We start from the raw sequence: 25,947 nt of genomic DNA, 5'->3' as shown, positions 1-25,947 counted from the left end.
CTGATGTTGAAGCTATTGGCCGACTACCCAGGGCTAGCGCTATTGGGGGTGGTGTTGAGCATCTGGCTTACTGCGGCTGTCCGCCAATGGGGAGAATCCAAGAAGCGAACTAGGCAAGAGGTCGCAGACTATATTGCTGGCATCAAGCGGCTTGTCTTGGAAATCGAAGCGGCAGCGGAAGAATACTATCTTCTGCCTGGGGCGGATCCTTCCGCGGCAAAGCTTTCGAGCGACATCAAGCGGAAGCTCCACCAAGTCGCCACTCAGTCGCAAATCTGCAGCGGCCACATTCCTGGGTGCGCGCTGGTTGTGCTTGTAAAGAGATACCGACAAATCGTGACTGGGGGAGAGTTTGACCGCCGCTTGCGCAATCAAAAGCAGCCCGGGGACTCACTCTTTGAAGAAATTTCTGCCGCTGCTCGCAACGTCGAGTTAGACCTCGACTCCCACTACAAGAAGTGCTTTCAGCGTTAGGCGTTCTTGCGAGGGCGACGATGGAGGGTGCACGCGCGTTGGCGATTGTGGGCGGGCCAATGCGGTGCAATATCAACTAGTTACAGGGCCTCTTAATCCGTTGGTCGCAAGTTCGAATCTTGCACGGCCCACCAGTATTCAAAGCCGAACCAAGCCATGGCGCTGGTTCGGCTTTGTCTTTCCGGCCCGGCCATTGAGTCAAGCCCCGCGCGGATTCTGCAACCAGGCCAGGGCCACCAATGCAAAGCCCCACGAATATCGCGGGGCTTTGCGGGATCGCCACATCACAGTGGCTTCGTTTGGTTGCGTTACCGCAACGCATGCCGGGCGTTGGTCACCGGCGCTGGAGTATTCCTGTAGTAAGCGTCATCGATAGAGCACCTCCCCGTCATGGTTGCCTGAAACACCGGCGCTACCTCGCAGGTGCCTGCCAGGGGAAGTATCCGATGGCGGGGCACTGCACCCGCAAACATCGATACCCACGACGGCCGCCCTGCCTGCGAGCACCGATCCACGATTCGGATCGACTACAAGTTCAGCCTACCCCTGACCGGAGGGCGTTTCAAGCGAGCGGCCCATGGCGCGAGGGGAACGGGCTGTGGCCGTACAGGAACGCCCGGCTAGAAAGGCAGGTGTATGCGGCCCTCTGCGTTTGGCAAAGCGTCCTCGTCCTCGTCCTCGAGGTCGATCCTGGCCGACGGCGGCAGCTTCGCGATAATGTCCTGGATCATTTGAACGTGCTCGGCCTCTTCGGTGCGCAACTCCTCGAACAGCGCCTTGACGTCCGGCTGGGTCACGTAGCGCAGGGCCTGGTCGTAGAACGCGAAGGCCTTCCTCTCGGAGGTCAATGCCACCCGGTAGGCCTTGAGGGGCGACATGTTCAGGCTGGGCGCGCCGAATTCCGGGGCCTCCACGTCGAAGATGTCGTCGAGCCTGACCTTGGGGGGGGTATCGCCAAACAGGGCGAGCCGGCGCTCGGTAATCTGCTCACCGTGCTTGCCCTCGTTGGCGGCCATCGATTGGAATACCGACGCGGCGTCGTCGTCGGAACGGCTTCCGAGTCGTTCGGCGAATTGCGTGTACCGCTTGAAAGCCTCGACCTCGATCAGCGTGGCCAGATCGAGGGCGTCCATGAGGGTCAGTGTGGGGAAATCGACTCTTGCTGGCATGAGGCCTCCTGCTGCGGCGCAACGCGTCCCGTCGACTGAGCGTGCGCGGGTCTGGTGAAAGGGAAATCCGATCGACGGTTCCTGAAGGCAAAACGGTATCACCGCGATGATCGTTCGGTCAAAGCAAGGTGTTGCCGGTGCCATCGGTATCGCTCGGCCTTCGAGTACTTCTCGGCCTGCCCCGGTTCGACCCGTCCGGCGTCGGAATGCGCGGGAAACCGGGCGAGGGGTAGGCTCGACGTCCATTTGCGTTCCGGCGCACGCCGTAGACGGGCCCGGAGTGGTGTTTGCGCTATAATTTCAATTGCTTGGCGGGCGTACTTGTTCTCTTGCGCCGTCGCGAGGGCAGGCCCGTCGTAGGCCGCCAATGCCGGCGGTGTCCGGTTGGTCCTGACCCATTTTCGGAAGGCAGGCACCCGGAATCGGCCCGGGGCGCGCCGGGCAATCACAGGGAGTCACGATGGGCGGCATCGACACTTGGCTTCGCGAGTACGGCGCCGACGCGCTTGCCCTCGTGGCGAGCGCTACCCTCGTCGCTGCGTACTACGGGTACCGTCGAATGAAGACGCGCCGCGACCCGACCTACACCATCCATGGGCTGAACGAGCTTGCCCGCGGGCTGTGGGTGACCGACATCATGGGCAGCCCCGAAAAGGGCGTGCTGGCCGTCCAGACGCTTCGCAATTTCATCATGGGCGCGTCCCTCATGTCCACGACGGCGGCCTTCCTCATCCTCGGCACGCTCACGCTGTCCGGGCAGGCCGAGAACATCTCGCGCAGTTGGCACGTGTTCGCCAACCTCGGCTCGAGCTCCGCGCAGATCTGGATCGTGAAGGTGATGTGCCTGCTCGCCGTATTCATCGTTGCCTTCTTCGCCTTCGCGCTGGCGATACGGCTCGCGAACCACGTGGTCTTCATGGTGAACGTCCCCGGCCCCTGGCCGAACCCGCTGCTGTCGCCCGAGGGCGTGGCGAGGCGCCTGAATCGCGCGGGCGGTCACTTCGCGATCGGGATGCGGGCCTTCTTCTTCGCCGTGCCGCTGGTCTTCTGGCTCTTCGGCCCGATTTTCCTCGTGGCCGCGTCCGCGGGGCTCGTCTTCGCGTTGAACCGGCTCGACCGCAACATCGCCGTCTAGGCGCCGCCGGGCGCGCCCCTCAGCCCTCGAGCGGGCGGGCCCGCGTTCTCGTCGAGCTTCGTGGCCTCGATGAGCTGGCCGTGAACCAGGCAATCGCCGCTGAGGCAATCCCCCTTGCGGGTTCGCATCCAGGCCGCGCGGGTCCGGCTCACCCAAGCTACCGCATGACGCCTATGGCTTCTTCGGCGTCTGGTATTCGACTTCCTTCTGGAACGGCTTCCAGATGGTTTCGTAACCAACAAACCCCTTTTCGTTCGGCGCCATCTGGCGAGTTGTATAAAAAGGCGTATGACCGTCAGGAACTTTGGTGGTGGGCTTTTGCTCGCTCATGAGTCACCTTTCTTGTCGTGAAGTCGGGGCTGCAGGTTCAAGTAACCAAGGTCGAAAATCTTCCGATCCCATCTGGCATCGCTGCTCAAACAGGTCTCATGAGTGACGGGTCGATATCCGCGCCCGCAACGATTGCCTCGCCCGCTCTTGCCTCTTCATCAGTTGCGTCGCGCACGGTCAGTATCTCGAGCGTAAAGACGACTTCTCTTCCGCAAAGCGGATTGTTGCCATCGACGGTCAGTGTCTCGTCGTCCATCCGCGTCACGATAAAGCTGCGGGTCTGGCCCTTGTCGTTTTCCATGAGGATGGAGGTGCCGATTTGCCGATACTCCTCGGGGACGTTCTCCATGTGATCGGAGAAAACCAGCGACTCGTCCCTGGCGCCGAAGATCCGATTGCCATCGATGGGCACTTCGATCACGTCGCCAGCGGACTTGCCCTCCAGCTCCCTGTGGACGGAAGGAGCCAGAATCTCATTGTGCCCGTGAACATAACCCAGCGGGAATTCGACCCGGGTGAGGACATGTCCCGACTTCCTGTCGGTCACCCTGTAGGTCAGCTCGACAAACTTGCCGTCCTGGATTGATTCACTCATGTCGAATCCGAACGAGCTGCTCAGAAGATGGATGCACCGAAGATCTTGACCTCTTCGCCCTCATAGCCGAGTACAAGTCGGCCAAGCCACTCGCCTTGCTTCTTGGTGCTCCGCTGGCGGTATAGAACCGTCACGTGCTCGCCCCGGCGGATGATGCCGAGCGAGTCGACGTCATCGGACAGACTTCTCGCCAGTTCACTGTTTGCGAACTGGTGGCCCGCCACGACCTGATCCATGGCAAGCGCCAGGGAATTGGAAAAATTCCTGGCGAATTCTCCGTACTTGCCTTCGTTCGAATACTTGACGAGGTCGCGCCACAGGGGATCAGCCATGGCCTGAATCTCTTCGTCGGCTTTTTCAATAATGTTCACGCGCGGCTCTCTGCGACACGAGGAGACCAGCTATAGGTGGCCCACGACACACGACATGCCGGCATCTTCCGCACCAGGCAGGAGGTCAACGCGGGCTTCTCCCCGGGGATGCTGCTACTCGCCTTCCGCAACCAGGTGATAACAAGGCGCCTTCTCCATGGTGTATTCGCCGGACTCCGGATCGCGACGCGAAACAGTCAGCACGTGCCAGTTTGCGTCGTCCACCTTCATGGCGTCGCCCCGGTAGTAGTAACCCGGCCAACGGGTCTCCTTGCGGAACAGCGTGTGCTGCGTGACGCACTCCGCGGCGCGATGACGGTGCTTCAATTCCCACGCACGCAGCAACTCGTGATTGTCCTCTGCGGCCAATTTCTCGAGGTCTTCCTCCATGATCGCGAGCTTCTTGAGACCGATATTCAGGAGCTTCTCGTTGGTCATGTAGTTGACGGTCACTCCGCCGCAATACTCGTCCATCAGCTTCTGCAGACGGTCCAGGCCCTGCTTGGGATTGATGTAGTGCGGGTTGACATCGCCCGCCACGATCGCATTGCGGTAGGTCTTGTAGTGCTCGAGGGGCTTGTAGATCTCCTTCTTGCGGCGGTTGATCTGCCCATCGGACACGACGATGCCTTCGGCCTTTCCGTCGTCGATGTATTTGCAGGCGGCCTTCGCGGCGAGACGGCCCTCGGTGAACGAGCCGGACGAGAAGGCATGCGGGGTGCCGCCGACCGCGTCACCGGCACCGAACAGGCCCTCGATCGTCGTCATGCGGTTGTAGCCCCAGAAATACTCGGGAGGGGAGACGTCCTCCGGACCCGAGCACCAGGCGCCCGAGCCCGTCGCGTGGGAGCCCATGACGTAGGGCTCGGATGTGGTCAGCTCGGGATTCTCGTTCTTGGGATCCACGTCGGTGGAGGCCCACAGAACCGCCTGGCCGATGGTCATGCCGAGGAAGTTTTCCCAGCCGACCTCTTCCAGGTGAGGATCCTGGAAGGCGCGCATGGTCACCATGTGAATGGGGCCGCGGCCGGCATTCACTTCGCTGATGATGCAATGGTTGCGCAGACAAGTCGGGATCGGCCTATGGGTCAGGTGGGAGGCCTCCGGATCGAGATATTCCTTGCCGACCATTTGCTGCAATGCCGGGAACCACTTGGATTCGTACTCTTCGCCCAGACAGTTTTGCGTATACGTCTTCAGGTGCAGGAAGTAGGCCCCGACCGGGCCATAACCGTCCTTGAAGCGCGCCAGCACGATGCGATTTTCCATCTGCGTCATCTTGGCGCCGGCGTCGATCATGAGCCCATAGGCGGACGCGGACGACCAGGGCGCATACCAGGTGCGGCCGGATCCTTCGCCCACGGAGCGGGGCTTGAAGATGTTGGAGGCGCCGCCCGCGCCGCAGATCACGGTCTTGGCCTTGAAGACGTGGTAGTCGCCCGTGCGGACGTTGAAGCCGACGGCACCGGCAACCCGGTTCTTCTTGCCGTCGTCCATCAGCAGGTGGGTGACGCAGATGCGGTTGAAGACCTTGTCCGCCGATTTCTTGGCGGCCTCGGCCACGATGGGCTTGTAGGACTCGCCGTGAATCATGATCTGCCATCGCCCTTCACGCAGATAGCGCCCGGTTTTCGGGTCCTTCATGATGGGCAGGCCCCACTCCTCGAACTGGTGCACGGTGGAGTCGACGTGACGGGCCATATCGAACAGCAGGTCTTCACGCACCATCCCCATCAGGTCGATGCGGGCGTAGCGGACGTGGTCCTCCGGCTTGTTTTCGCCCCAGCGGGTGCCCATGTAGCAGTTGATGGCGTACAGGCCCTGGGCGACCGCCCCGGAGCGATCGATATTGGCCTTCTCGGCAATGACGATCTTCTTGTCCTTGCCCCAGAATCTGGCCTCCCATGCGGCACCCGTGCCGCCTAGGCCTGCACCGACGACCAGAACGTCGATGCCGTCTTCGACGATAGTTTTGTGGGCCATTAGTAGTACACGCCTTTCTTCAATTTGAGGCCGGCGGACTGAAGCGTATGCAAGCCGCCGTCATCCAGGCGGATATCCTTTGGCTCGCCGTACAGCAGCTGGCTGTCGCGCATTTCCCGGCTCGGCCCGGGAACATCCGCGAGCTTGGGGATCGCCGTCCCCCAGGGCTTGGTGGTGATGGGCGACAGGAAGTTCTTTTCCGTCCCGTTGCGGAACTTGATCCTCCACGCGATCGTGCCCTTCTCCTCGTCGCGGTGGACGCGAACGCTGTGACCGAGCGGGGCGAAGTCGGCATATCCGCGCACATCGATCGCATGCTGCGGGCAAGCCTTGACGCAGGAGTAGCACTCCCAGCACATGCTGGGCTCGATGTTGTAGGCACGCCGATAGGTCTTGTCGATGTGCATGATGTCCGAGGGACAGATGTCGACGCAATGTCCGCATCCGTCGCACCTTGTCATGTAGACGAAGGTAGGCATTATTCCGGCTCCTTATCCATTCATTCCAGCTGAACTTGCGGATTGCTTCTCAATGGTGGCGCGGTGCTTCGCGCTTGATGCCGAGCCCCATGTTCATCGGAGCGTCTCGCAACAGTTCCATGGAGTGTCTTTTCTGTTGATCGGGATCGTCGCGTGACTGAGTCGGCAGATTTTCGGCTGTGCCATTGGCCTTGCATACCCGTTTTTCGAATGCCGCCGCAGGCTTGAAGAACATGTGCGCGAACTTGGACCACGGCACCGACCCGAACAGCACTGTCGTGGCGAAGATGTACAGCCCGAACAGGACGCCCAAGCCGCCGCCGGCGAATGCCCAGATCAAGCCCAGGGTCACGCTGGCGAGCAGCGAGAGGATGAAAAGATCGGCTTGCATGACGCGGAACGGCGAATGACCCTCGGCTGCGACGTCGACCCGGATGAAAAACCAGAACCAGTATCCGCCTGCGCAGGCCATCAGGCCGCCCAGCCACCACAGCTGCGGGAGGATCGCGGGCGCGGGCGTCGTGGCGCTCGGATAGGCGAAGATCATGATGGCGGTGGTCACCACATAGATCACGGTCCCGTACATGGTCAGGAGATGGGCCACCCGGCGGCGCGGGTTGCAGAACTCCCCGGAGGTGAGGACGTCCACGACGCCGGTCTGGACGGCGATCGCCACCAGCTCGCCGGCATCGAGGGGTTTCGCCGCCTTGCGCTGGGAGTTCCGCCAGTTCTCGAAGAAATACCTGGCGCTGCCCTTGTGGATCACGTCGAACAGTGTCCCCGCCGCGACCAGGACGATCATGGCGACGACGTAGGCCTGCATGACTGCGGGCGAAAGGTACGCCGAAAGCCCGGCGAACGGATTGCTGGCGAACATCAAGACCTCCTTCTCACTGCGCGATTCTGGACGAGCAGGCAGACGCGTTTGCAGACCCCGGTTGATCGCACGCAACCCTCCCGCTTCCGCGAGGGGCAGGACTATCAATCCAAAGGTAGACCTTAAGTCCTGCCCACCCGGGTCGGTCAATCACTCCGTTGGGGAACGAATACCCCTTTGGGGTTATGGACTTCCCTGGTGGGTTGCCTCGGAATCGACGCTGGTCTCGAGGGCCTAGAGCTCTCGGATGTCGAACCGCATTTCGCCGAGGTCCGCGAGAATCCAGGTGGCCGGCGCGGCAAGGCCGGCCACGGTGCCCGGATTCGCTAGCCACGTCCGGGTCCCGGCGACATTTGCCACCTGCTCCACGTAAGCCCGGTGGTCGTGGCCGCAGCAGACGAGATCGAATTGGCCGGTGCACGCGAAGGCGCGCGCGTGGTTCGGCAGGTGGGTCGCGAAGAGACGCCGGCCGCCGAGCGAGATTTCGGCGTCCTGGCCGTGGTAGCGGATCAACCCGGCCGAGCCCGCGCAGAGCCTCCACATCGCCTGGGAGTCACCGAGGTTGTTGCCGTGAACGACATGTACCGGAAGCCCGATCGCGAGGAGCGGACGCAGCGTGTGGGCGCCGATCACGTCGCCGCAGTGCAGGACGGCCTCGGCGCCTTCGTCGCGTGCTGCGGACACTGCGCTGGCCAGGGGCTCTGCGCGGTCATGGCTGTCGGAGACGATGGCGACCAGCACGCTAGCCTCGCCCGGGCAGAGTCGCGCCGCTGCGGGGAAGTTTCGAGACCGGTTTGAGATCGTCGGAAGCAAAAAGGAAAATCATGGGCGATCAATCTACTGACATGGACACGCCGGCGCAAGGCCCGGTCGCGGGTTCCGAGGTCAGGAAGACCACGTGCTACATGTGCGCGTGCCGCTGCGGCATCCGCGTGCACCTGCGCGACGGCGAGGTGCGCTACATCGACGGGAACCCCGACCATCCGCTCAACAAGGGCGTGATCTGCGCGAAGGGCGCCTCCGGCATCATGAAGCAGTACTCGCCGGCCCGGCTGACGAGGCCGCTGCGCAGGAAGAGCGGCGCCGAGCGCGGTGCGGGCGATTTCGAGGCGATCAGCTGGGAGGAGGCGTTCACGATGCTGGCCGAACGCCTGGCGCGCATCCGTTCCACGGACCCGAAGAAGTTCGCGCTCTTCACCGGCCGCGACCAGATGCAGGCGCTCACGGGGCTTTTCGCGCGCCAGTTCGGCACGCCCAACTATGCGGCCCACGGGGGCTTCTGCTCCGTGAACATGGCTGCCGGGATGATCTACACCATCGGCGGCTCCTTCTGGGAGTTCGGCGGCCCGGACCTGGAGCGCGCCCGGCTCTTCGTGATGCTGGGCACGGCCGAGGACCACCATTCGAATCCGCTCAAGATCGCGATCTCCAAGTTCAAGCGCGACGGCGGGCGCTTCATCTCCGTGAACCCCGTCCGAACGGGCTACTCGGCCATTGCGGACGAGTGGGTTCCGATCCGGCCCGGCACCGACGGCGCGCTGATCCTCGCGCTCGTGCACGAGCTGATCGAGCGGGGCCTCTACGACCGCGAGTTCCTGGTGCGCTACACCAACGCCGGGCAGCTCGTGAACCTGCACGAGGCGAGCGACGAATTCGGCATGTTCGTGCGCACCGAAGTGCCGGAGGAGGAAGGCTGCTTCGACCCGCAGAACAAGCTCTGGTGGGACCGCCACGCCGACAAGCCCGTCGTCACGCACACCGAGGGGGCCGACCCGTTCCTCTTCGGTCACTTTCGCCTCCACGACGGCACGGAAGTGAGCCCGGCGTTCCAGCTCCTCAAGGAGCGCGTGGCCGAATACACGCCGGAGTGGGCCGCGGGCGTGACGGGCATCCCGGCCGCGACCATCCGCCGCCTCGCGCACGAGATGGGGATCACCGCCCGCGACCAGAAGATCGAGCTGCCCATCGCGTGGACGGACAGCTGGGGCAAGGAGCACGACACCGTCACCGGAAACCCCGTGGCCTTCCACGCCATGCGTGGCCTCGCGGCGCACTCCAACGGCTTTCACGCGATCCGCGCGCTGGGCATCCTGATGTCGCTCCTGGGCACCATCGACCGCCCCGGCGGCTTCCGCCACAAGACGCCGTTCCCGCGCCCCATCCCGCCCTGCGCCAAGACGCCCGCCACGCCCCTGGCGGTGAGGGCGAACTCGACCCTCGACGGCGCGCCGCTGGGCTGGCCCGCCGAGCCCGACGACCTTTTCGTCGACGACGACGGCCAGCCGGTGCGCATCGACAAGGCGTTCTCCTGGGAATATCCCCTCGCCGTCCACGGCATGATGCACAACGTCATCACGAACGCGTGGCGCGGCGATCCGTACCGGATCGACACGCTCCTCATCTTCATGGCGAACATGGCGTGGAACTCGACCATGAACACCGACGAGGTGCGCCGGATGCTCAACGATCGCGGCGAGGACGGGGAGTACAAGATTCCGTTCATCGTGGTCGCCGACGCGTTCCAGTCGGAGATGACCGCCTTCGCGGACCTGATCCTGCCTGACACGACCTACCTCGAGCGCCACGACGCGATGTCGCTGCTCGACCGACCGATCTCGGAGTTCGACGGGCCGATGGACTCCGTCCGCATCCCCGTCGTTCCGCCAACGGGCGAGTGCAAACCCTTCCAGGAAGTCCTGATCGAGCTCGGGGTCCGGCTGGGGCTTCCCGCGTTCGTCACGAAGGACGGGCGCCGCAAGTACCGCGACTATCCCGACTTCATCGTGAACTACGAGACGGAGCCGGGCTCGGGGATCGGCTTCCTCGCCGGCTGGCGCGGAAAAGGCGGCGAGAAGTCACTGCGCGGCGAGCCCAATCCGCGGCAATGGGAGATGTACGCGCAGAACAACTGCGTCTTCCACTACGAGCTGCCCAAGAGCTACCAGTACATGCGAAACTGGAACCAGGGCTACCTCGAGTGGTCGCTGCGCAACCGCATCACGCGCTACGCCGAGCCGATCCTGATCCACCTCTATTCGGAGGTGCTGCAGAAGTTCCGCCTCGCGGCGCGCGGCAAGGGGATGTCCCGGCGGCCGCCGGAGAGCCTGCGCAAGCGCGTCGATACGTTCTTCGACCCGCTGCCCTTCTACTACGAGCCGCTCGAGGCGCAAGCGACGGACAAGGCGCGCTACCCGCTGTCCGCGATCACCCAACGGCCGATGGCGATGTACCACTCCTGGGATTCGCAGAACGCGTGGCTGCGCCAGATCCATGGCCACAACAGCCTCTTCGTGAACCCGGTCACCGCCGCCGCGCAGGGCATTTCGGACAGCGACTGGATCTGGGTGGAATCCACCTGGGGCAAGGTGCGATGCGTGGCGCGCCTGTCGGAAGCGGTGGAGCCGGGCACGGTATGGACGTGGAATGCGATCGGCAAGGCGCCGGGGGCGTGGAATCTCGCGCCCGGCGCGGACGAGTCGCGCCGCGGGTTCCTGTTGAACGCACTGATCAGCGACGAGCTGCCGCCCGATGCCGACGGCGTGCGCTTCTCCAACTCCGACCCGATCACGGGCCAGGCGGCGTGGTACGACGTGCGCGTGCGCATCCGCAAGGCCGAGGCGGGCGAGGAGGGCACGGTGGCGTCCGAAGGCCCCGCGATGCACCCTTATCCCGGCATGGCGGATGCGCCCGGGGACGTTGCCTACGTGGCGGGAAGGAAGCGTCCTTGAGGCGGTGGTTCGTCCTTTCGTTCGTGGCGGCGTTGCTCGCGGCGTCGCCCGAGGTGGCGATGGCCGCGGACGCCGTGATCGCGCCGGCGGGGGTCGATGCGCTCCTGCCCTGGTGGGCGTGGCCGCTCATGCTGTTCGGCGTGTGCTTCGTCCTGGGCATCATCGCGGTGCCGGCCGGCGTCGGCGGCGGCGTGCTGTTCGTGCCGATCGTCGGCGGGTTCTTCCCGTTTCATCTCGATTTCGTCCGCGGTGCCGGGCTCCTCGTGGCGCTGGCGAGCGCGCTGGCGGCCGGGCCATCGCTGCTGCGCTCGGGTCTGGCCAACGTGCGGCTCGCGCTGCCGCTCGCGGTCGTGGCGTCCTCCAGCTCGATCCTGGGAGCGACGATGGGACTGGCGATGCCGGCGAATACGATCCAGGTGGCGCTCGGCGCCACGATCCTCGCGATCGTCGTCCTGATGGCGGTCGCGAAGCGCTCCGAGTATCCGGAGGTGGCCAAGCCCGACTGGATCTCGGCGGCGCTGGGCATGCACGGGATCTTCGTCGAGCCAAGCACGGGCCGCGAAGTCTCGTGGCAGGCGCACCGGACTCCGGCAGGCCTCGTGGTCTTCTTCTTCATCGGCATCCTGGCCGGCATGTTCGGCCTGGGCGCGGGATGGGCCAACCTGCCCGCGCTGAACCTCCTCATGGGCGTGCCGCTCAAGGTTTCGGCCGGCACCTCCAGCTTCATCCTGTCGTTCGTCGACAGCTCGGCGGCCTGGGTTTACCTGCACAAGGGCGCCGTGCTGCCGATGATCGCGGTGCCATCGATGATCGGGATGATGCTGGGCGCCAGGATCGGCGCGAGGCTGCTGCGGGTCCTGCCCGCGGCGGTGATAAGAAAGCTGGTGCTCGCCTTGCTTGCCTTCGCGGGCATGAGGGCGCTTCTCAAGGGGCTGGGCATCTGGCCCTGAGTGCTGTTCGATTTCATGACCGAGGGAGTACGACGATGCGCGCAATTCGAATGATCGGTGGGGTGGTCCTGGCAGCCGCGGCAGGAGCGGTCGTGGCGGCCCCGGAGTTGATGTCGGAGGAATGGGCCAAGGCGGCCTGCACGGCATGGAATGCGGACGCGACATTGACCGCCGGGCTGCAGGAGAGCGGGTGGGTGGCCAACGACAAGAAGCGCGGGTACAAGGCACTGCAGGTGGCCCGCAAGGACTGCACGGACAGTCCCAAGGTGGAGGTGCGCATCGCGAGCAAGGATGGCAAGGCGCTGTGCGTCTCGGGTGGCCGGTCCGTCGACAAGCTGGACCTCGACGTCGACTACGCGATGACGGCCGACACGAAGCGCTGGATCGAGATGGGCAAGGGCGAGTACGGCCCCATGCGCGCGATGATGTTCGGACGCCTGAGCTTCGACGGCCCGATGGGCGAGGCGATGGGCAACATGGGCCCGTTCGAGAGCTTCCTGCTCCTCGTGGGCAAGGTACCCGGCGACACCGCCGCCTGCCCGAAGTGAGGATCGCATGACCGTGCAGGCCCGGACGGCACCCGACCAGGAGCGCTACGCGCGCCTGCTGTCCATCGGGACGAATACGGGTCTCGGGATGCTGATCGTCCTGTTTGCCATCTACATGTTCGGCGTCGTCGACCCGCACGTGCCGCACGAGCGCCTGCCGGATCTATGGCACCTGCCGGCAAGCTCGCTTCTCGAGATCGTGGGCATCGAGGCCGGCTGGGGCTGGACTGCGATCATCCATAGGGCCGACATCCTCACGCTGGTCGGCATTGTCACGCTCGCGTTCTGCTCGGTCCCGTGCCTCCTTGCGATCATGCCGATCTACTGGGCCGGCGGCCAGCGCCCGCTCTTCGCGATCTGCGCGCTGGAGGTGGCGGTGATCGTGGTGGCGGCCTCGGGGCTGGTTGGGGGCGGTCACTAGAGCGCGGCATCGAGATTTCAGCAAGGCTCCGCAGCGGGCCTGTTCATCGGACAACAGTGAAAGGACTTGCATGGGATACGTCATCGAGGGGATCGAGAAGGAAACGGACGCGGAGGGCTACCTCAAGGAGGCGGACTTCAGCGAAGAAGCGGCGCAGGTGATCGCGGCGGCGGACGGGATCGCACTGACGGAAGATCACTGGAAGGTCGTGAACTACCTGCGGGACGAATATCGCGAGCACGGCCACACGCCCAATTTCCGCAACATGGTGAAGGGCCTGCAGGACATCCTGCCCGGTTGCGATTCGAAATCGCTGTACGACCTCTTTCCGATGGGGCCGGCCAAGCAGGGAGCGAAGCTGGCGGGACTTCCCCAGCCCCTTGGCAAGGGGGGCTACTAGATCCCTGGCACTGCCGTGCGGCTGGAACGAAAGCTTAACGCAGGACAAATGGCGGCGATGCCGACTTGGGAAAATACGCAAAGGCGCACGGGTCGCGACTCGACGGCGGTCTCGTGAAAGTGGTGATGACCCAAGAGGAAAAAAACAATGATGAACTTCGATATCAGCATCGTGATCAGCGTGCTTGCCATCCTGGTGATGTTCTATTGCCTGTGGCTCGTCCTGTCCCTGCGTTCGAACGTCCCGGGGGGCGTGGTCGGCAACACGTGGAAGACTCTCACCTCGCTCGTGATCCTCTTTACCCTCGGCTACCTGGTGACACCGTTCTTCGGGATGCTGCCGCCGCTCCTCATGAAGGTGATCGTCTCGCTCATCTTCCTGTTCGGCGCAATCTATGTCGCGATCACGGTGAAGCTGATCTATCGGATCATCGAGGAACTCGCGGGCTGAGCCGATGGATTCGCATGTCATCCTCGCCAAGACCCCCCCGGGCGTCGAGGCGCTGAACCATCGGGATCACGGCCTGCCCCGGACGCTGCGCCACGCGCTGATCCTGGTCGATGGCCGCTTGACCGTCGGCGAGCTGGAGCGAAAGGGCGCGATCATCCCCGAGTTCGCAGCGGCCCTGCACGAGCTGGTCGCGAGGGGGCTGGCCGCGCCGCGGGGCAACGGGGCGGCGTCGGCTTCGGCCGCGCCCACCGCGACACCCTATGGCGCTGCGGGCGGCAAGTCCGCCACGCAGGCGCTTGTGAACGTGGCCTTGAGCATCCTGGGTGAGCGCTCGGGCAAGGTCGTGGCGAAGCTCGAGGGGGCCGGGACGTCGCGCGATGAACTCTCCGCCGCCGTCGAATCGTGCTTCAAGCTGATCCGGCTCACGATCGACGAGGCGAAGGCCGAGGAATTCCGCACGGCCGCGAAAGACCTGATTTCGCGAGGCGGTTGAGTTCCCCCTGCCGCGAAAGGCAGGGGCGAGCTGCGGGTCAGGTGAGGGTGATCGTGCACGGCTCGAGAGCGAACTGTCTCGCTGCGTTCGCGTCCGTTGCCATTGCGCGCGCCAACCGCAGCCAGTGCTCCCGGCCCGAAACGAGGGCGTCGTTCAGCGCGTCCGCGCTCCCGTTCCGGGCCCATGCGGCATGGGCGGCCAGGAGCCGCGGGAAGAGTTCCCGGCGCAGGCCCGAGAAGGTCGCGAACCAGAAATGCAGCGACGGCACCGCTTCGCGCGCGAGAAGCGTCGGCAGCGTGACGAGGCAGTCGGCGAGCAGGTCGCGCACCGCGCGCGCGGTGATTTCAATACGCCGGTCCTCCAGGCCATCCATGAACCGTTCCCAGTCCTCGCCGAGAAGGCGCCCGGCGGCCAGTTCGCCCAGCTCGTGCAGGATGAGCGTCTCCCGTTCCGCTTCCGCCATGCGATCGAGAGCCGCGCCACGCTCCCCGCCGTATCCGTAGGCATCGAGGGCGGAGGCCATCGCGCCTTCGGATGCGCGGGCATCCCAGGCCTCCGCACTCAGCCAGAGCCAGCGCCGGAAGGCCTCGCGGCGCAGCACGATTCGCTCGCCCTGAAGCACGGCCGGCGCGGCATCCAGGTCGCGGACATACTCGCAGCCGGCCTCGAGGATCTCGACGCCCTCCCTGCGCTCGTGCCGCGCGAGCTGCGCAAGGAAGAAGTGCGGCTTGCCGAAGCGGCCGCGCCCCGCGCCGTAGACGAGGCCCCTGGGGACCAGTTCCGCGTTCACGGTGTCGGCGTCGAACGGGTCGGCAGGGCCGGCGTCCAGCGGGATGCCCGACCATTCGGCTTGCGCGAGGGACTCCCACAGCGCCTCGCGCTCGGCGATCCAGCGGCCCACGTCGGCGCGCGGCGGCACGGCATCGAGGGGCAGGTCGTGCTCCCAGCGGTAGTACTCGCGCATCGCGAGCAGGTAGTTGCACAGGGTCAGGTCCTGCGCGTGACGTGCGTCCGACAGGTGGCAGTTGGACTGCACGGCGGCCATGAGCGGCGCGAGAGACGGCGTCATGGCACGACGCCTCCGCCCGAGGCGCGCGGCCGGCCCTCCCAACGCACCACGGAAGCCACCACGGTTGCGAAGGGGATGCCGAGAAGCCCGTCGCAGGCTTCGCGCGCCCGCGTGACCAGGGCATGGATGTCGCCCGGCGGGGCCTCCGGTTCGCCAAGGGCGGCGGCCACGCCGCGCAGGCCGCCGCACTGCAGGCGAAGCTCCAGGGCATGAGGAAGCGGCGCGGCCGGCGGCGGAAGCTTCAGCACGAACGTTGCGCGCTCGCGAATGAGCGCGCGCAGGGTCCGGCAATTGGCGTTCGCAACGGGGGAAGCGCAACGGGGCCGCTCCGTCTCGCCCTCGAGAGCCAGGGTCACGAGAGCGCAGCCCCCTTGCCGTGCAAGGACAGCCCTGGCGAAGACGCAGGGCAGCGCCGTGGCGGTCGTGTCAATCGTCGTCATTGAAGGGCGGCGGCGTGTCGCGCACTTCGGTGAGTAGCGTCTCGGCGCCCAGTTCGTCCTCGGCGAAGATCACCTTCACCTTGCAGTCCGCGGGCAGGGACGGGTCCTTGCGCAGCGCCTTGGCCTGCGCGGAGGCCTGCGGGAACGCGCCGATCTCGGCGATCTTCTCGAGGCGGTGGAACGGAAAGACCTTGTAGAGGTAATAGGGCATGGCGGGGCGTCTTTTCCTATTCGCCGAAGCGAGTTGTCGATTTCCGGTTGCCGGGTGTCGTCCTCTGGATCACCACGCCGCGCACGGCGGCGAGGTCGGCCAGATCGACCGTGGGGTAAAGGGGGTTCAGGGGTCGCAACTGCCAGCGCTCGCCGATGGCGACCAGCTGGCGGAAGGCCCACTCGTCCTCGATCCGCGCGAGCACGAAGCTGCCGTTCGTCGCGAGACCGTCGGGTTCGATCACGATCACGTCTCCTTCCGCGAAGTCCGGCGCCATCGAATCGCCCAGCACCATGAGCGCGAAGGACTCCGAACCGCTGCAGGCGCCAGCGCCGTCGTCGCCAGCCGGCGTGATCGGGATGATGCGTGGACCGGGCTTTGCGGAAGCGTTCATCGCCGGCGTCAGATCGCGAGCGTGACGAGGGTGTCCGGCGCGACGCCCGCGGACCGGAACTCGAACTCGGCCGCCTGAACAAACGCGTCCGGACCTGCCACGTAAACCTCGGCGCGGGAAAGGTCGGTCGTGGCGCCGAGCGCCGCCACCAGTTCGCTGGCGCCGGCTGCCGCATCGGCGTTGGTGAGCGGCAGCCAGGCAAAGCCGTCCAGAGCCTCGGCCCACGCGCGGCATTGGTTGGCCAGGTAGTGGCCGCCGGGGCGCGTGGCGAGCCAGCCGATCGAATAGGACTGGGCGACATCTGCGGAGAGCGCGTATTCGACGAGGCTTTTCACCGGAGCGAATCCGAGGTCGCAGGCGGCGAACACCAGGGGCTTGCCCGGGTCGCCACGAAGCACGAAGCGCCCCTCCGGGCCGACGAGCGTCACGCGTTCGCCCGGGCGGACGTCCCCGGAGAACAGGGCCACAGAAAAGGCGTCGCTCTCGTCGCGGCCGATGTGGAAATGCAGGTTGCGGTCGTCGCAGGGGCAGCTCGCGATCGCGTAGGCGCCCTGCACGTCGCCGGCTGCCGTCGCGGCGCCCAGGCTGGCCGACTGTCCCGCGAGGAAACGAAGGCGATTCGAGCGCGGCGCCTGCAGGTGCAGCAGCCGCGTGTGCTCGTCGAGCGGCGTTACCGCGCGAATCGAAGCCACGATCTCCTGTCGAGGGATGTCCTCGGGGCCGGAGGCCTCGAGCGTCTCGAGCTTCACGTCGGTGACGGCCGAGTAGGCGCACATCAGGATGTGGCCCTGCGCGCGCTCGGCCTCGGAGAGCGTGAAGTCGTGCGGACGGATGCGCTGCACGTCGCCATCGACCACGCGCGCGCGGCAAAGCCCGCAGGTGCCGTTTTCGCAGCCGTAGGAGAGTCGCAGCCCGGCCTTGAGCCCGGCTTGCAGGAGCGAGTCGTGGCCTTCGACATAGAACTCGCGGCCGCTGGGCCTGACCTCGACGCGGGGTGTCATGACGCGCAAGGCCTCGTCGATGTCGGCAACGGCATCCGAGGCCTCACCGGCCAGGGCGCGTCCGAGGCCGTCGGCGAGCGCGGCAAGCGTGCGCGGCTGCGCCGGGTGCCCCATGAAGGACTCCCGCAGCCCGCGCTCGAGATCTTCCACGAGCGCGTGGTAGCGCTGCACCGTTCGGCGCAGCTCGGCGAGCTCCAGGCCCTGGGCAAAAAGCCGCTGGGCGAGGATCTCCTGCGAGGCAAGCATGCGTTCGCGGACACGTCGGCCAAAGGACTCCTCCTTGATTCGGGTGACCCACTCGACGGCGCCCGAGGCCTCGAGCTCCGCGAGCGGGAAAGCGCGCAGCAGCTCTTCGGTCGTGACCATCCCCTCGGCGGTGGCAAGAGTGCCCTCGCTGATCATCTTCTGCAGCGCGCTGCGATGCACGCCGACCAGGTGGGCCGCCCTCGAGAGCGACAACCGGTGGGCCACGATACCTCCCGCGAGTATCCGCGCGCCCGTGACGAGGCGCCGTCGGGCAGTGTAGCGTAGGACTTTCGTCCCTCGCCATTATAAGCAACCGTTGATATACGTCATTACCCATGTGGGGGGGGAGGAATTACCCTTGGCGGGTATAGTCAGCCGGTGAGCGGAGCCGCGAAATAGCGGCACCCGGAAGGACGGCAAGGGCGCGTTGCGGCCGCCGCCCGGGACAATGCGAGGAGAACGAATATGGATTTCAGCAAGGAACTGGACGCACGCGGTCTCAACTGCCCGCTGCCGATCCTGAAGACGAAGAAGGCGCTAGGCGAGCTCACCACGGGACAGGTGCTCAAGGTGGTCTCGACGGACGCGGGCTCCGTGAAGGACATGGAAGCGTTCGCCAAGCAGACGGGCAACGAGTTGCTGTCCTCGCAGGCCGAGGGCAAGGACTACGTCTTTTTCCTCAAGAAGAAATAGGGGGCACCATGAGCGGAAAGAAGCTGGCGATCATCGCCACCAAGGGGACGCTGGACATGGCGTACCCGCCGTTCATCCTTGCCTCCACGGCGGCGGCGCTGGACTACGAGGTGCAGATTTTCTTCACCTTCTACGGCCTGACGCTGCTGCGCAAGGACCTGTCGGGCGTGAAGATCAGCCCGCTCGCCAACCCGGCCATGCCGATGCCCGTGCCGATGCCCGTGCTCGTCGCGGCGCTGCCGGGCATGGAGTCGATGGCCACCATGATGATGAAGCAAAAGATCAAGAAGAAGGGCGTGGCTTCCATCGGGGAACTGCGCACCGCTTGCCAGGAGGGCGGGGTCAAGTTCATCGGCTGCGAGATGACCGTCGACCTCTTCGACTTCAAGCGCGAGGATTTCATCGACGGCGTCGAATACGGTGGCGCGTCCACTTTCTTCGAGTTCGCCGGCAGCACCGACATCTGCCTGTTCGTTTGAGCATACGACTGCACCATTGCCCGCCCCAAACCGGAGGAATCACTCAATGACAACGATTTCCACTGCAGTTCGCCGCGCACTTGTCACGACGGCGTGCGTCCTGCCGCTCGCCGCATTCGCGACGGATGGCTACTTTTCCCACGGCTACGGCATGAAGGGCAAGGGAATGGCCGGCGCCACGGCCTCGACCGCCCTCGACGCCTTCGCGGGCGCCAACAACCCGGCGGCCGGCTCATTTGCCGGCGACCGGCTCGACCTGGGCCTGGACTGGTTCAGCCCGCAGCGCAAGATTTCGCGCTCCGGCAGCGCCGGGGGGTTCCTGGACTTTTCCGCCGACAGCGACAGCACCAGTTTCTTCATCCCCGAGTTCGGCTACAACAAGATCTACAACAAGGAGTTCTCCTACGGGATTTCCGTGTACGGGAACGGCGGCATGAACACCGATTTCCCCGGTGGGCAGCTCAACTGCTCGCCGCTCGGCGGGCCGCCCAGCGCCAACGGCCTGTGCGGGCAGGGCAGCCTCGGCGTCGATCTCACGCAACTCATGATTGCGCCGTCCTTCGCCTGGAAATTCAACGCCAACCACTCGGTCGGCATCGCGCCGCTCTTCGCCTATCAGCGCTTCAAGGCGGAGGGCGTGCAGCTCTTCACTCAGCTCTCGCAGGACCCGGGCAACGTGTCCAACAACGGCTACGACAAATCGACGGGCTGGGGAGTGCGCATCGGCTACCAGGGCAAGCTCACGCCCACCACGACGATCGGCGCGGTGTACACGTCGAAGATGGACATGGGCAAGTTCGACAAGTACGCGGGCCTCTTTGCCGAGAACGGCGGCTTCGACATCCCGGCGCACGTGACCCTGGGCATCTCCTTCGAGCCCGCGAAGGACTGGCTCGTGGCCTTCGACTGGGAAGACATCCAGTACTCCCAGATCGCCTCGATCGGCAACCCCAGCAACAATCAGGCGCCGCTTGGCAACCCCGGCGGCCCCGGCTTCGGCTGGTCGGACGTGTGGGTGTGGAAAATCGGCGCGCAGTGGAAGCAGAGCGACAGGCTCACGCTTCGCGCCGGTTACAACCATTCTGACAACCCGATCCAGCCTCGCGACGTCTCGTTCAACATGCTGGCTCCCGGCGTGATCAAGGACCACGTCACGCTCGGCGCCACGTATGCGCTCGACAAGGATTCCGAGATCACCGTGGCCTACATGCACGCCTTCTCGAACTCGGTGTCGGGATCCTCGTTCTTCAACAACTTCGCACCCGGACAGGGCGGCACGGAGAAGATCGAGATGTACCAGAATTCCCTGGGTGTGGCCTGGGGCAAGCGCTGGTAAGCCCGCTCGGGCGGATGCAAGCGGCCGGCCATTCGCCGGCCGTTTGCTTTTTCAGGCCCAGGACCGGCCGGTGCCGGTGATCCGCTCGACGTAACGCGCCCGGTACAGCAGGCGTTTGCGCCCGGGGGCATCCTCGAAGGCGCTTCGCTCGTGCAGAACGTTGTTGCACACGAGCCCCATGCCGGGCGCGAGCCGGGTGCGCAGCACGCAATCGGTATCGTCCTCCAGGATCTGCAGCAGCCGCGCGGCCGCAGACCGGGTGGCCGCGTCCCCTTTCCAGGCCACGCTACGCGTGCGCGCCGTATAGCGCATGTGCAGGTCGCCGGTCGCGGGCTCGATCGAGAAGACGGGCCCGACGGCCTCGGGACGCGCCACGCCATCCTCATCCACGCGTGCCGGTATCGCCAGCGCGTCGGGCTGCATGAGCGCGCGCACGTGACCGGGGTCGTCCTCACGCAGCAGGAGGTAGGCGAGTTCGTGGTCGAGGAGCGAGGTGTCGCCCCCCGTGGCGGCGTCGCGAACGCAATGCAGCAGCATCGCGCGGATGCGCAGCGCCGGCGGGTTGTAGTAGCCGTCGGTGTGCCAGCGGATGCGGTGCGTGGTATAGGGGATGTAGCCCGCCTCGGCCTTGGTTCCCGTCACCGCGATGCTCGTGATGCCATCCTCGTCGGCCAGGAAATTGGTGTCGAGCGTCGCAAGACCCAGTTGCATGCCCAGGCGCCGTGGGACTTCCTTGTCCTCGTCCGTGACGCGGCTCGCGTAGAGGGCCATGTTGTCGCGCCGGCAACGAAGGACGATTTCGGCCCTCTCGGATGGGCTCAGGTCGCGCGGATCCCGGACCTCGACGACGAGATCCGCGGGCGCCCGGGCGCGGGAGGCGAGCTTGCGGTCTCGCCAGCGGACGTACGCGGCCTCGTTTTCCAGCGCGAAGGGAGTATCCGGCGCGGGGACGCTCATCGCGGCGACGGCGACACGGCGCTCATTCCCCGGCCGCCGCCGCCCGGCGCGGCCGGCGCGGCGCATTGTCGAACAGGCCCGCGATGCTCTTCGTCACGGTGGCCGCGGCCTCCGGGCCCTCGATCGCCATCACCTGGTCCCAGGTCCAGCGCTTGTCCTTTTCGGGCATGAGTTCGGAGACGACCGTCGCGAAGTAGCGCAGGAAAGCGAAATCGGGTCCCTCGGGGCCGAAGCCGAATTCGGCGTATTCCCCGTTGCGGCGGTTGAGGAGGTCGATGAAGCGTGCCCTGATGGCAGCCGGCTCCTCCGCGCCCAGAAGGCGGGACTGGTTCTCGGCCAGTTCCTCGGCGGTGCGGTGGGCGAGCGTGGTCATGAAGGCGGCGCGTCCCGCGTCGTCATAGCGCGCGTGGACCAGGCGCCAGGCGACCTGCATCGCGAAGACAACGGCTTCGGCGAGGAAATCGAAATACTGCGCGCCGGGGTCGATGTCGAAATCCGCCTTGCGCATGCTCTTCAGCATGTTCAGGGCCACGCGCCAGGTGATGAAGGCCAGCGCGCCGGCCAGCTCCTCCGGGGTTCGCGGCCGACCGGGCCGGAACCACGTGCTCTTTACGCGAATGGGCGTTTTGCTGGAAGTGCTCAAAGCTTGCGCAGGTAGAACTCGAAGGTGCCGGCTCCCGCGCCCACGGTGCCGACGAGTTCCACGCGCGTGACCTCCGCCCACGTTGCGATGTCGTCGCGCACGCCCGGGCAGTCGCTCACGAGTTGCAACACCTCGCCGGAACGCATGCCCTTCAGGAGCTGGCGCGCCTCGACGATCGGGCCGGGACAGGACACGCCGCGCAAGTCCAGCCGTACGTGGGCCGCGACCGGGCCGGCGCGGCCCTTGCGGACGAAATAGCCGGTGGCACCGCGGTCGCGCGGCTCGGTGTGGATAACCTCGTTGCCGGTCTGCTTCGCCCAGGCGAACAGGTCGTCGCGCGTGCCGGGACAGTCGGAAAGGAGCAGCAGCACCTGGCCGTTGCGCAGTCCCTCGAGAATTTCGCGTGCGCCCAGGATCGGCCCGGGGCAGGTGAGCCCCGTGAGGTCGACCATGGCGGCCGGTTCGCCGGGTACGGGTGAGGTCATGGAAGTTTTCCGGGCAGCCGCTCAATCGGCCGCAATGATGGTCTTGTGGGGGATGAGGAGGCCGCAGCCCACCGGTTGCCCGCGGCCGAGCCCGGCGCGCTGCAGCAGGAGGGAGTCGATTTCGCGCAGGCCGTGGACGGCTACCGGGAAGGCGGTGACGCGTCCTTCCTCCAGCTCCACCTGCACGCGCCGCCCGCAGATCAGGCGTGCGCTCACCCCGAGGGCGAGCAGTTCCTTTTCGAGCGCGGCGACGAAGCGCGTTTCGTCCTCTTCGCCCGTGGCCACGCGGGGCGAATAGAGCGTCGGGGCGGACTGGTGCGCGCGGAACGAGCCCACGCCCAAGGTGACGGCGCAATCGCCCACGTGAAGCGTCCTGCGTTCGAGCGCGCTGGCGGAGCAGGCGCGTTCGCGCGGCAGACGGATCACCACGCGCGAGCGGTGCGTCATCATTATCGCGCCGTCGGCGGCTCTCGGTCCGTGCACCGGCAGGATGCCAGCGCGGGGCGTGTTCTCGATCCAGGGCACGATGCGGGCGACCTCCCGGAACAACGGCCATTCGTATTGCGCGGGAAGGTTTTCGCCGGCCAGGCCGAAGACGACATCGATCATTTCGGGAGGCAGCGCGACCGCGGAAGCACTGCCCGAGTCGCGGGAACCGGCGACAGCCATCATGGTGTTCCTCCGGCGTGCGACCGGCCCCATGCCTGCAGGGCATCGCCCCAGGCGGCGGCCGTGGCGGGGTCGATGTCGAACACGGTAAACCGGGGCCCCTCACGGATGCGAACGCGCAGCATGCTGAGCTCTCCCCCCTCGAAGTCAACCTGGTGCATCTCGATTTTCTGGCCTCCCAGCGGGACGGTGAGCGAGGCGATGGGGGCGGGGCGATCCATGGGAGGCCTGGTTTGGCTGCGGTGGCGGCGCGTGGGTGATGCGTCGCGAGAGGCTACTTTACGCCGTCCTGCCGGCCTGCCGTCTACTCCCCGTGCGAAGGACGCCGGGCATAGCCCAAACGGGTAGTCCTGATACTCCCCATCGGGGAAGAGCCCCCACCGTCGGAGGGATGGCCAACCCCCCGGGGGCGCCGTAGGATCGGTCCACTCTGGGAGAGTGTGCCTTCCCGGAAGCCGTGAAATTCGAACGATTCGCGAGGAGGCTGCAATGGCAAAGAAAATGCACCCGACGCCGATGCTCGACAAGCTGGAAACCGGCCCGTGGCCGAGCTTCGTGACCGGCCTGAAGCGACTCGCCAAGGACAACGACATGATGGTCGACCTCCTTGGCCAGCTCGAGACGTCCTACGAGACCAAGAAGGGCTACTGGAAGGGCGGCACCATCAGCATCTTCGGCTATGGTGGCGGAATCATTCCGCGCTTCACCGAGCTCAAGGACGAATCGGGCAAGCCGAAATTTCCCGACGCGGCGGAGTTCCATACGCTGCGCGTGATGCCGCCTCCGGGCATGCACTACAACACCGACATCCTGCGCAAGTTGGCCGATACCTGGGAGCGCCACGGATCCGGGCTCATCGCCTTCCACGGCCAGAGCGGAGACATCATGTTCCAGGGTGCGCGCTCCGACAAGGTGCAGGACGCGTTCGACGAGATCAACGCGCTCGGGTTCGACCTCGGCGGCGCCGGCCCTGCCGTGCGCACGTCGATGTCGTGCGTGGGCGCCGCGCGCTGCGAGCAGTCGTGCTACGACGAGGCGACCGCGCACCGCACGGTTCTCAACAACTTCACCGACGACATCCACCGCCCGTCGCTGCCCTACAAGTTCAAGTTCAAGTTCTCGGGCTGCCCGAACGACTGCATGAACTCCATCCAGCGCTCGGACATGGCGGTCATCGGCACCTGGCGCGACAACATCCGCACGGACGAGAAGCTCGCGCGCGCCTACTTCGCCAAGCATGGCGTGACCGACCTCGTGAACGACGTGGTGAGCCGCTGCCCCACCAAGGCGATCCAGCTGGTTGACGCGTCGAAGATCCCCACGGGGCCCTCGATCTCGGCGGTGAAGGTCTCCGACACCCAGGCGATCGCGATCGAGAATCGCGATTGCGTGCGCTGCATGCATTGCATCAACGTGATCACGGGCGGTCTCTCCCCGGGCAAGGACAAGGGCGCGACGATCCTGGTGGGCGGCAAGCGCACCCTCAAGATCGGCGACCTGATGGGCACGGTGGTGGTGCCGTTCATGAAGCTCGAGACGGACGAGGACCGCGAGAAGCTGGTCGACCTCGGCCGGCGCATCGTCGACTTCTTCGCCGAGAACGCACTGGAGCACGAGCGCATCGGAGAGACGATCGAGCGCATCGGGCTGGTGAACTTTGTCGAGGGCGTCGGCATCGAGATCGACGCGAACATGGTCGCCACGCCGCGCACCAACCCCTACGTCCGCGCCGATGGCTGGGACGACGAAGTCGCGAAGATCAAGGCGAAGAAGCAAGCCGCCTGACCCCGCGAGCCCCGACCCGCCAACGACTGCAACCCGGAGTCCAGAACATGGCCACTGCCACCGCCACCCCGCGCCGCGCGATCGAATCCGGCGTCCCAGACAACAAGCAGTACATGCACCCGACGCTGCTCAAGAACTACGGCAATTGGAAGTACCACGACCGGCCGCGTCCGGGCGTGCTGCACCACGTCTCGTATTCCGGCGAGGAAGTGTGGAGCGTGCGCGCCGGCACGCAGCGCCAGATGGACGTCCATACCATCCGCAAGCTCTGCGACATCGCGGACAAGTACGCGGAAGGGCACGTGCGCTTCACCATCCGTTCGAACATCGAGTTCATGGTGGCCGACGAGAAGAAGGTCGCCCCGCTCATCGAGGCGCTCACGACGGCGGGCTTCCCGGTGGGCGGCACGGGCAACTCCGTCACGATGATTTCGCACACCCAGGGCTGGCTGCACTGCGACATCCCCGGCACCGACGCTTCCGGCGCGGTCAAGGCGCTGATGGACGACCTGCACCAGGAGTTCATCAAGGAGGAGATGCCCAACCGGGTGCACATGTCCACCTCGTGCTGCGAGATCAACTGCGGCGGTCAGGCCGACATCGCGATCATCATCCAGCACACGAAGCCTCCGAAGATCAACCACGACCTCGTGGCGAACGTCTGCGAGCGTCCCGCCGTGGTGGCGCGCTGCCCGGTGGCCGCCATCCGTCCGGCGCTGGTGAACGGCAAGCCCTCGCTCGAGGTCGACGAGAAGAAGTGCATCTGCTGCGGCGCCTGCTACCCGCCGTGCCCGCCGATGCAGATCAACGATCCGGAGTTCTCCAAGTTCGCGGTCTGGATCGGCGGCAAGAACTCGAATGCGCGCGGCAAGCCCACGTTCATGAAGATGGTGGCCTCCGGCATCCCGAACAACCCGCCGCGCTGGCCCGAGGTGTCGGAGATCGTGAAGAAGATCCTCTACGTCTACAAGGATGACGCGCGTCCCTGGGAGCGCATGTCCGACTGGGTCGAGCGCATCGGCTGGCCGCGCTTCTTCGAGAAGACGGAGCTGCCGTTCACGAAGTACCTCATCGACGACTGGAGGGGTTCGCGCTCCAGCCTGAACGCTTCGGCGCACATCCGGTTCTGAGGGAGC

The 25,947-nt window shown here is 65.6% G+C and carries 32 protein-coding genes; 14 read left to right on the top strand and 18 right to left on the bottom strand.

From position 1 onward, the window contains the following. The first annotated feature begins 3 nt into the window (after nt 1–3). Nucleotides 4–474: a hypothetical protein gene (locus IPP91_18485; GenBank protein MBL0144030.1), complete on the top strand. Its 471-nt coding sequence runs from the start codon at nt 4–6 to the stop codon at nt 472–474. 620 nt (nt 475–1,094) lie between these two features. On the opposite strand, the gene IPP91_18480 is transcribed toward IPP91_18485, so the two are convergent. Beyond that, nucleotides 1,095–1,607: a ferritin family protein gene (locus IPP91_18480; GenBank protein ID MBL0144029.1), complete on the bottom strand. Its 513-nt coding sequence runs from the start codon at nt 1,605–1,607 to the stop codon at nt 1,095–1,097. Nucleotides 1,608–2,103: 496 nt separating this feature from the next. On the opposite strand from IPP91_18480, the gene IPP91_18475 reads away from it, so the two are divergent. Then, nucleotides 2,104–2,778, top strand: a complete 675-nt coding sequence (locus tag IPP91_18475) for a DUF599 domain-containing protein (GenBank protein MBL0144028.1) — start codon at nt 2,104–2,106, stop codon at nt 2,776–2,778. 171 nt (nt 2,779–2,949) lie between these two features. Here IPP91_18475 and IPP91_18470 read toward each other — a convergent pair whose 3' ends face one another. The 7 genes from IPP91_18470 to IPP91_18440 all read right to left on the bottom strand — a co-directional run bounded on the left by IPP91_18470 (nt 2,950) and on the right by IPP91_18440 (nt 8,154). Then, the gene (locus tag IPP91_18470) at nt 2,950–3,108 is read right to left on the bottom strand and encodes a hypothetical protein (GenBank protein MBL0144027.1); all 159 of its coding nucleotides are present in this window, start codon (nt 3,106–3,108) and stop codon (nt 2,950–2,952) included. A gap of 85 nt (nt 3,109–3,193) precedes the next feature. Next, a complete protein-coding gene (locus IPP91_18465; protein ID MBL0144026.1) occupies nt 3,194–3,703 on the bottom strand; it encodes a peptidylprolyl isomerase in 510 nt (169 codons plus the stop codon). Nucleotides 3,704–3,723: 20 nt separating this feature from the next. Beyond that, a complete protein-coding gene (locus tag IPP91_18460) occupies nt 3,724–4,074 on the bottom strand; it encodes a hypothetical protein (protein MBL0144025.1) in 351 nt (116 codons plus the stop codon). Nucleotides 4,075–4,188: 114 nt separating this feature from the next. Continuing rightward, a complete protein-coding gene (locus IPP91_18455; protein MBL0144024.1) occupies nt 4,189–6,057 on the bottom strand; it encodes an adenylyl-sulfate reductase subunit alpha in 1,869 nt (622 codons plus the stop codon). Beyond that, nucleotides 6,057–6,536 carry an adenylyl-sulfate reductase subunit beta gene (gene aprB, locus IPP91_18450; protein MBL0144023.1) on the bottom strand — a complete coding sequence of 160 codons (480 nt, stop codon included), beginning with the start codon at nt 6,534–6,536 and terminating at the stop codon, nt 6,057–6,059. Before aprB ends, IPP91_18455 begins: the two co-directional genes overlap by 1 nt. Before the next feature lie 49 nt (nt 6,537–6,585). Continuing rightward, on the bottom strand, nt 6,586–7,359 hold the full coding sequence (locus IPP91_18445; protein ID MBL0144022.1) for an adenylyl-sulfate reductase: 774 nt from the start codon (nt 7,357–7,359) through the stop codon (nt 6,586–6,588). A gap of 288 nt (nt 7,360–7,647) precedes the next feature. Beyond that, nucleotides 7,648–8,154, bottom strand: coding sequence for a metallophosphoesterase family protein (locus tag IPP91_18440; GenBank protein ID MBL0144021.1), 507 nt, complete (start codon nt 8,152–8,154; stop codon nt 7,648–7,650). A 104-nt stretch (nt 8,155–8,258) separates the two neighbouring features. Between IPP91_18440 and IPP91_18435 the strand changes: the two genes are divergently transcribed. The 7 genes from IPP91_18435 to IPP91_18405 all read left to right on the top strand — a co-directional run bounded on the left by IPP91_18435 (nt 8,259) and on the right by IPP91_18405 (nt 14,403). Further along, on the top strand, nt 8,259–11,141 hold the full coding sequence (locus IPP91_18435; GenBank protein ID MBL0144020.1) for a molybdopterin oxidoreductase family protein: 2,883 nt from the start codon (nt 8,259–8,261) through the stop codon (nt 11,139–11,141). Between the two features lie 59 nt (nt 11,142–11,200). Continuing rightward, a complete protein-coding gene (locus IPP91_18430; protein ID MBL0144019.1) occupies nt 11,201–12,091 on the top strand; it encodes a sulfite exporter TauE/SafE family protein in 891 nt (296 codons plus the stop codon). A gap of 50 nt (nt 12,092–12,141) precedes the next feature. Next, nucleotides 12,142–12,639, top strand: a complete 498-nt coding sequence (locus IPP91_18425) for an SCP2 sterol-binding domain-containing protein (protein ID MBL0144018.1) — start codon at nt 12,142–12,144, stop codon at nt 12,637–12,639. Nucleotides 12,640–12,646: 7 nt separating this feature from the next. Beyond that, nucleotides 12,647–13,060 carry a hypothetical protein gene (locus IPP91_18420; GenBank protein ID MBL0144017.1) on the top strand — a complete coding sequence of 138 codons (414 nt, stop codon included), beginning with the start codon at nt 12,647–12,649 and terminating at the stop codon, nt 13,058–13,060. A gap of 70 nt (nt 13,061–13,130) precedes the next feature. Further along, on the top strand, nt 13,131–13,460 hold the full coding sequence (locus tag IPP91_18415) for a TusE/DsrC/DsvC family sulfur relay protein (protein MBL0144016.1): 330 nt from the start codon (nt 13,131–13,133) through the stop codon (nt 13,458–13,460). Between the two features lie 150 nt (nt 13,461–13,610). Continuing rightward, nucleotides 13,611–13,910, top strand: coding sequence for a hypothetical protein (locus IPP91_18410; protein ID MBL0144015.1), 300 nt, complete (start codon nt 13,611–13,613; stop codon nt 13,908–13,910). Nucleotides 13,911–13,914: 4 nt separating this feature from the next. After that, a complete protein-coding gene (locus IPP91_18405; protein MBL0144014.1) occupies nt 13,915–14,403 on the top strand; it encodes a hypothetical protein in 489 nt (162 codons plus the stop codon). Nucleotides 14,404–14,440: 37 nt separating this feature from the next. Here the strand turns inward: IPP91_18405 and IPP91_18400 are convergent, their stop codons facing one another. Genes IPP91_18400 through IPP91_18380 form a run of 5 tightly spaced genes read right to left on the bottom strand, consistent with a single transcriptional unit; the run spans nt 14,441 to nt 17,989 of the window. Continuing rightward, nucleotides 14,441–15,472, bottom strand: coding sequence for a hypothetical protein (locus IPP91_18400; protein ID MBL0144013.1), 1,032 nt, complete (start codon nt 15,470–15,472; stop codon nt 14,441–14,443). After that, nucleotides 15,469–15,912: a hypothetical protein gene (locus IPP91_18395; GenBank protein MBL0144012.1), complete on the bottom strand. Its 444-nt coding sequence runs from the start codon at nt 15,910–15,912 to the stop codon at nt 15,469–15,471. The genes IPP91_18400 and IPP91_18395 overlap by 4 nt, the downstream gene beginning before the upstream one ends. Further along, nucleotides 15,899–16,123 carry a hypothetical protein gene (locus tag IPP91_18390; protein MBL0144011.1) on the bottom strand — a complete coding sequence of 75 codons (225 nt, stop codon included), beginning with the start codon at nt 16,121–16,123 and terminating at the stop codon, nt 15,899–15,901. The genes IPP91_18395 and IPP91_18390 overlap by 14 nt, the downstream gene beginning before the upstream one ends. Nucleotides 16,124–16,139: 16 nt before the next feature. Then, complete coding sequence (locus IPP91_18385; GenBank protein MBL0144010.1) at nt 16,140–16,517, bottom strand: S24 family peptidase; 378 nt, start codon at nt 16,515–16,517, stop codon at nt 16,140–16,142. Nucleotides 16,518–16,525: 8 nt separating this feature from the next. Further along, nucleotides 16,526–17,989 (bottom strand): 2Fe-2S iron-sulfur cluster binding domain-containing protein, encoded by a 1,464-nt coding sequence (locus tag IPP91_18380; GenBank protein MBL0144009.1) that lies wholly within the window; start codon nt 17,987–17,989, stop codon nt 16,526–16,528. A 240-nt stretch (nt 17,990–18,229) separates the two neighbouring features. Here IPP91_18380 and IPP91_18375 point away from each other — a divergent pair, with 240 nt between their 5' ends. The 3 genes from IPP91_18375 to IPP91_18365 are packed head-to-tail and all read left to right on the top strand — an operon-like array spanning nt 18,230 to nt 20,272. Further along, the gene (locus IPP91_18375) at nt 18,230–18,457 is read left to right on the top strand and encodes a sulfurtransferase TusA family protein (protein MBL0144008.1); all 228 of its coding nucleotides are present in this window, start codon (nt 18,230–18,232) and stop codon (nt 18,455–18,457) included. A gap of 8 nt (nt 18,458–18,465) precedes the next feature. Continuing rightward, on the top strand, nt 18,466–18,936 hold the full coding sequence (locus IPP91_18370; protein MBL0144007.1) for a DsrE/DsrF/DrsH-like family protein: 471 nt from the start codon (nt 18,466–18,468) through the stop codon (nt 18,934–18,936). 46 nt (nt 18,937–18,982) lie between these two features. Beyond that, a complete protein-coding gene (locus IPP91_18365) occupies nt 18,983–20,272 on the top strand; it encodes an outer membrane protein transport protein (GenBank protein ID MBL0144006.1) in 1,290 nt (429 codons plus the stop codon). Nucleotides 20,273–20,323: 51 nt separating this feature from the next. Here IPP91_18365 and IPP91_18360 read toward each other — a convergent pair whose 3' ends face one another. From IPP91_18360 to IPP91_18340, 5 genes are read right to left on the bottom strand one after another with little or no spacing between them, the layout of a single operon-like run. Next, nucleotides 20,324–21,229, bottom strand: a complete 906-nt coding sequence (locus IPP91_18360; protein ID MBL0144005.1) for a TauD/TfdA family dioxygenase — start codon at nt 21,227–21,229, stop codon at nt 20,324–20,326. A 22-nt stretch (nt 21,230–21,251) separates the two neighbouring features. Further along, complete coding sequence (locus IPP91_18355; GenBank protein MBL0144004.1) at nt 21,252–21,872, bottom strand: hypothetical protein; 621 nt, start codon at nt 21,870–21,872, stop codon at nt 21,252–21,254. After that, nucleotides 21,869–22,357, bottom strand: coding sequence for a sulfurtransferase TusA family protein (locus tag IPP91_18350; GenBank protein ID MBL0144003.1), 489 nt, complete (start codon nt 22,355–22,357; stop codon nt 21,869–21,871). Before IPP91_18350 ends, IPP91_18355 begins: the two co-directional genes overlap by 4 nt. 21 nt (nt 22,358–22,378) lie before the next feature. After that, nucleotides 22,379–23,029: a type I-MYXAN CRISPR-associated protein Cas6/Cmx6 gene (gene cas6 / locus IPP91_18345; GenBank protein MBL0144002.1), complete on the bottom strand. Its 651-nt coding sequence runs from the start codon at nt 23,027–23,029 to the stop codon at nt 22,379–22,381. Beyond that, nucleotides 23,026–23,247: a hypothetical protein gene (locus IPP91_18340; GenBank protein ID MBL0144001.1), complete on the bottom strand. Its 222-nt coding sequence runs from the start codon at nt 23,245–23,247 to the stop codon at nt 23,026–23,028. Before IPP91_18340 ends, cas6 begins: the two co-directional genes overlap by 4 nt. A 268-nt stretch (nt 23,248–23,515) precedes the next feature. On the opposite strand from IPP91_18340, the gene dsrA reads away from it, so the two are divergent. Together dsrA and dsrB are read left to right on the top strand one after the other, a co-directional pair. Then, nucleotides 23,516–24,811, top strand: coding sequence for a dissimilatory-type sulfite reductase subunit alpha (dsrA, locus tag IPP91_18335; protein ID MBL0144000.1), 1,296 nt, complete (start codon nt 23,516–23,518; stop codon nt 24,809–24,811). 47 nt (nt 24,812–24,858) lie between these two features. Then, nucleotides 24,859–25,941, top strand: coding sequence for a dissimilatory-type sulfite reductase subunit beta (dsrB, locus tag IPP91_18330; GenBank protein MBL0143999.1), 1,083 nt, complete (start codon nt 24,859–24,861; stop codon nt 25,939–25,941). Nucleotides 25,942–25,947: the final 6 nt, after the last annotated feature.

The sequence above is a fragment of the Betaproteobacteria bacterium genome (genome assembly GCA_016720855.1).
Classification (GTDB): domain Bacteria; phylum Pseudomonadota; class Gammaproteobacteria; order Burkholderiales; family Usitatibacteraceae; genus FEB-7.
The sequence above is the reverse complement of the archived record's forward strand: the minus strand, read 5'-3'. Positions and strand labels throughout refer to the sequence as shown.

What these genes read in the sequence shown, in the direction of transcription:
- IPP91_18425 (MBL0144018.1), top strand. Translation starts at nt 12,142, where the DNA reads ATGATCGGTGGGGTGGTCCTGGCAGCCGCGGCAGGAGCGGTCGTGGCG.
- IPP91_18400 (MBL0144013.1), bottom strand. Translation starts at nt 15,472, where the DNA reads ATGACGCCGTCTCTCGCGCCGCTCATGGCCGCCGTGCAGTCCAACTGC.
- cas6 (MBL0144002.1), bottom strand. Translation starts at nt 23,029, where the DNA reads ATGATGGCTGTCGCCGGTTCCCGCGACTCGGGCAGTGCTTCCGCGGTC.
- IPP91_18480 (MBL0144029.1), bottom strand. Translation starts at nt 1,607, where the DNA reads ATGGACGCCCTCGATCTGGCCACGCTGATCGAGGTCGAGGCTTTCAAG.
- dsrB (MBL0143999.1), top strand. Translation starts at nt 24,859, where the DNA reads ATGGCCACTGCCACCGCCACCCCGCGCCGCGCGATCGAATCCGGCGTC.
- IPP91_18445 (MBL0144022.1), bottom strand. Translation starts at nt 7,359, where the DNA reads ATGCAGGCCTACGTCGTCGCCATGATCGTCCTGGTCGCGGCGGGGACA.
- IPP91_18475 (MBL0144028.1), top strand. Translation starts at nt 2,104, where the DNA reads ATGGGCGGCATCGACACTTGGCTTCGCGAGTACGGCGCCGACGCGCTT.
- IPP91_18390 (MBL0144011.1), bottom strand. Translation starts at nt 16,123, where the DNA reads ATGCCCTATTACCTCTACAAGGTCTTTCCGTTCCACCGCCTCGAGAAG.
- IPP91_18385 (MBL0144010.1), bottom strand. Translation starts at nt 16,517, where the DNA reads ATGAACGCTTCCGCAAAGCCCGGTCCACGCATCATCCCGATCACGCCG.
- dsrA (MBL0144000.1), top strand. Translation starts at nt 23,516, where the DNA reads ATGGCAAAGAAAATGCACCCGACGCCGATGCTCGACAAGCTGGAAACC.
- IPP91_18435 (MBL0144020.1), top strand. Translation starts at nt 8,259, where the DNA reads ATGGACACGCCGGCGCAAGGCCCGGTCGCGGGTTCCGAGGTCAGGAAG.
- IPP91_18375 (MBL0144008.1), top strand. Translation starts at nt 18,230, where the DNA reads ATGGATTTCAGCAAGGAACTGGACGCACGCGGTCTCAACTGCCCGCTG.
- IPP91_18470 (MBL0144027.1), bottom strand. Translation starts at nt 3,108, where the DNA reads ATGAGCGAGCAAAAGCCCACCACCAAAGTTCCTGACGGTCATACGCCT.
- IPP91_18410 (MBL0144015.1), top strand. Translation starts at nt 13,611, where the DNA reads ATGAACTTCGATATCAGCATCGTGATCAGCGTGCTTGCCATCCTGGTG.
- IPP91_18465 (MBL0144026.1), bottom strand. Translation starts at nt 3,703, where the DNA reads ATGAGTGAATCAATCCAGGACGGCAAGTTTGTCGAGCTGACCTACAGG.
- IPP91_18365 (MBL0144006.1), top strand. Translation starts at nt 18,983, where the DNA reads ATGACAACGATTTCCACTGCAGTTCGCCGCGCACTTGTCACGACGGCG.
- IPP91_18485 (MBL0144030.1), top strand. Translation starts at nt 4, where the DNA reads ATGTTGAAGCTATTGGCCGACTACCCAGGGCTAGCGCTATTGGGGGTG.
- IPP91_18370 (MBL0144007.1), top strand. Translation starts at nt 18,466, where the DNA reads ATGAGCGGAAAGAAGCTGGCGATCATCGCCACCAAGGGGACGCTGGAC.
- aprB (MBL0144023.1), bottom strand. Translation starts at nt 6,536, where the DNA reads ATGCCTACCTTCGTCTACATGACAAGGTGCGACGGATGCGGACATTGC.
- IPP91_18350 (MBL0144003.1), bottom strand. Translation starts at nt 22,357, where the DNA reads ATGACCTCACCCGTACCCGGCGAACCGGCCGCCATGGTCGACCTCACG.
- IPP91_18430 (MBL0144019.1), top strand. Translation starts at nt 11,201, where the DNA reads ATGGCCGCGGACGCCGTGATCGCGCCGGCGGGGGTCGATGCGCTCCTG.
- IPP91_18395 (MBL0144012.1), bottom strand. Translation starts at nt 15,912, where the DNA reads ATGACGACGATTGACACGACCGCCACGGCGCTGCCCTGCGTCTTCGCC.
- IPP91_18405 (MBL0144014.1), top strand. Translation starts at nt 13,915, where the DNA reads ATGGATTCGCATGTCATCCTCGCCAAGACCCCCCCGGGCGTCGAGGCG.
- IPP91_18340 (MBL0144001.1), bottom strand. Translation starts at nt 23,247, where the DNA reads ATGGATCGCCCCGCCCCCATCGCCTCGCTCACCGTCCCGCTGGGAGGC.
- IPP91_18415 (MBL0144016.1), top strand. Translation starts at nt 13,131, where the DNA reads ATGGGATACGTCATCGAGGGGATCGAGAAGGAAACGGACGCGGAGGGC.
- IPP91_18360 (MBL0144005.1), bottom strand. Translation starts at nt 21,229, where the DNA reads ATGAGCGTCCCCGCGCCGGATACTCCCTTCGCGCTGGAAAACGAGGCC.
- IPP91_18420 (MBL0144017.1), top strand. Translation starts at nt 12,647, where the DNA reads ATGACCGTGCAGGCCCGGACGGCACCCGACCAGGAGCGCTACGCGCGC.
- IPP91_18455 (MBL0144024.1), bottom strand. Translation starts at nt 6,057, where the DNA reads ATGGCCCACAAAACTATCGTCGAAGACGGCATCGACGTTCTGGTCGTC.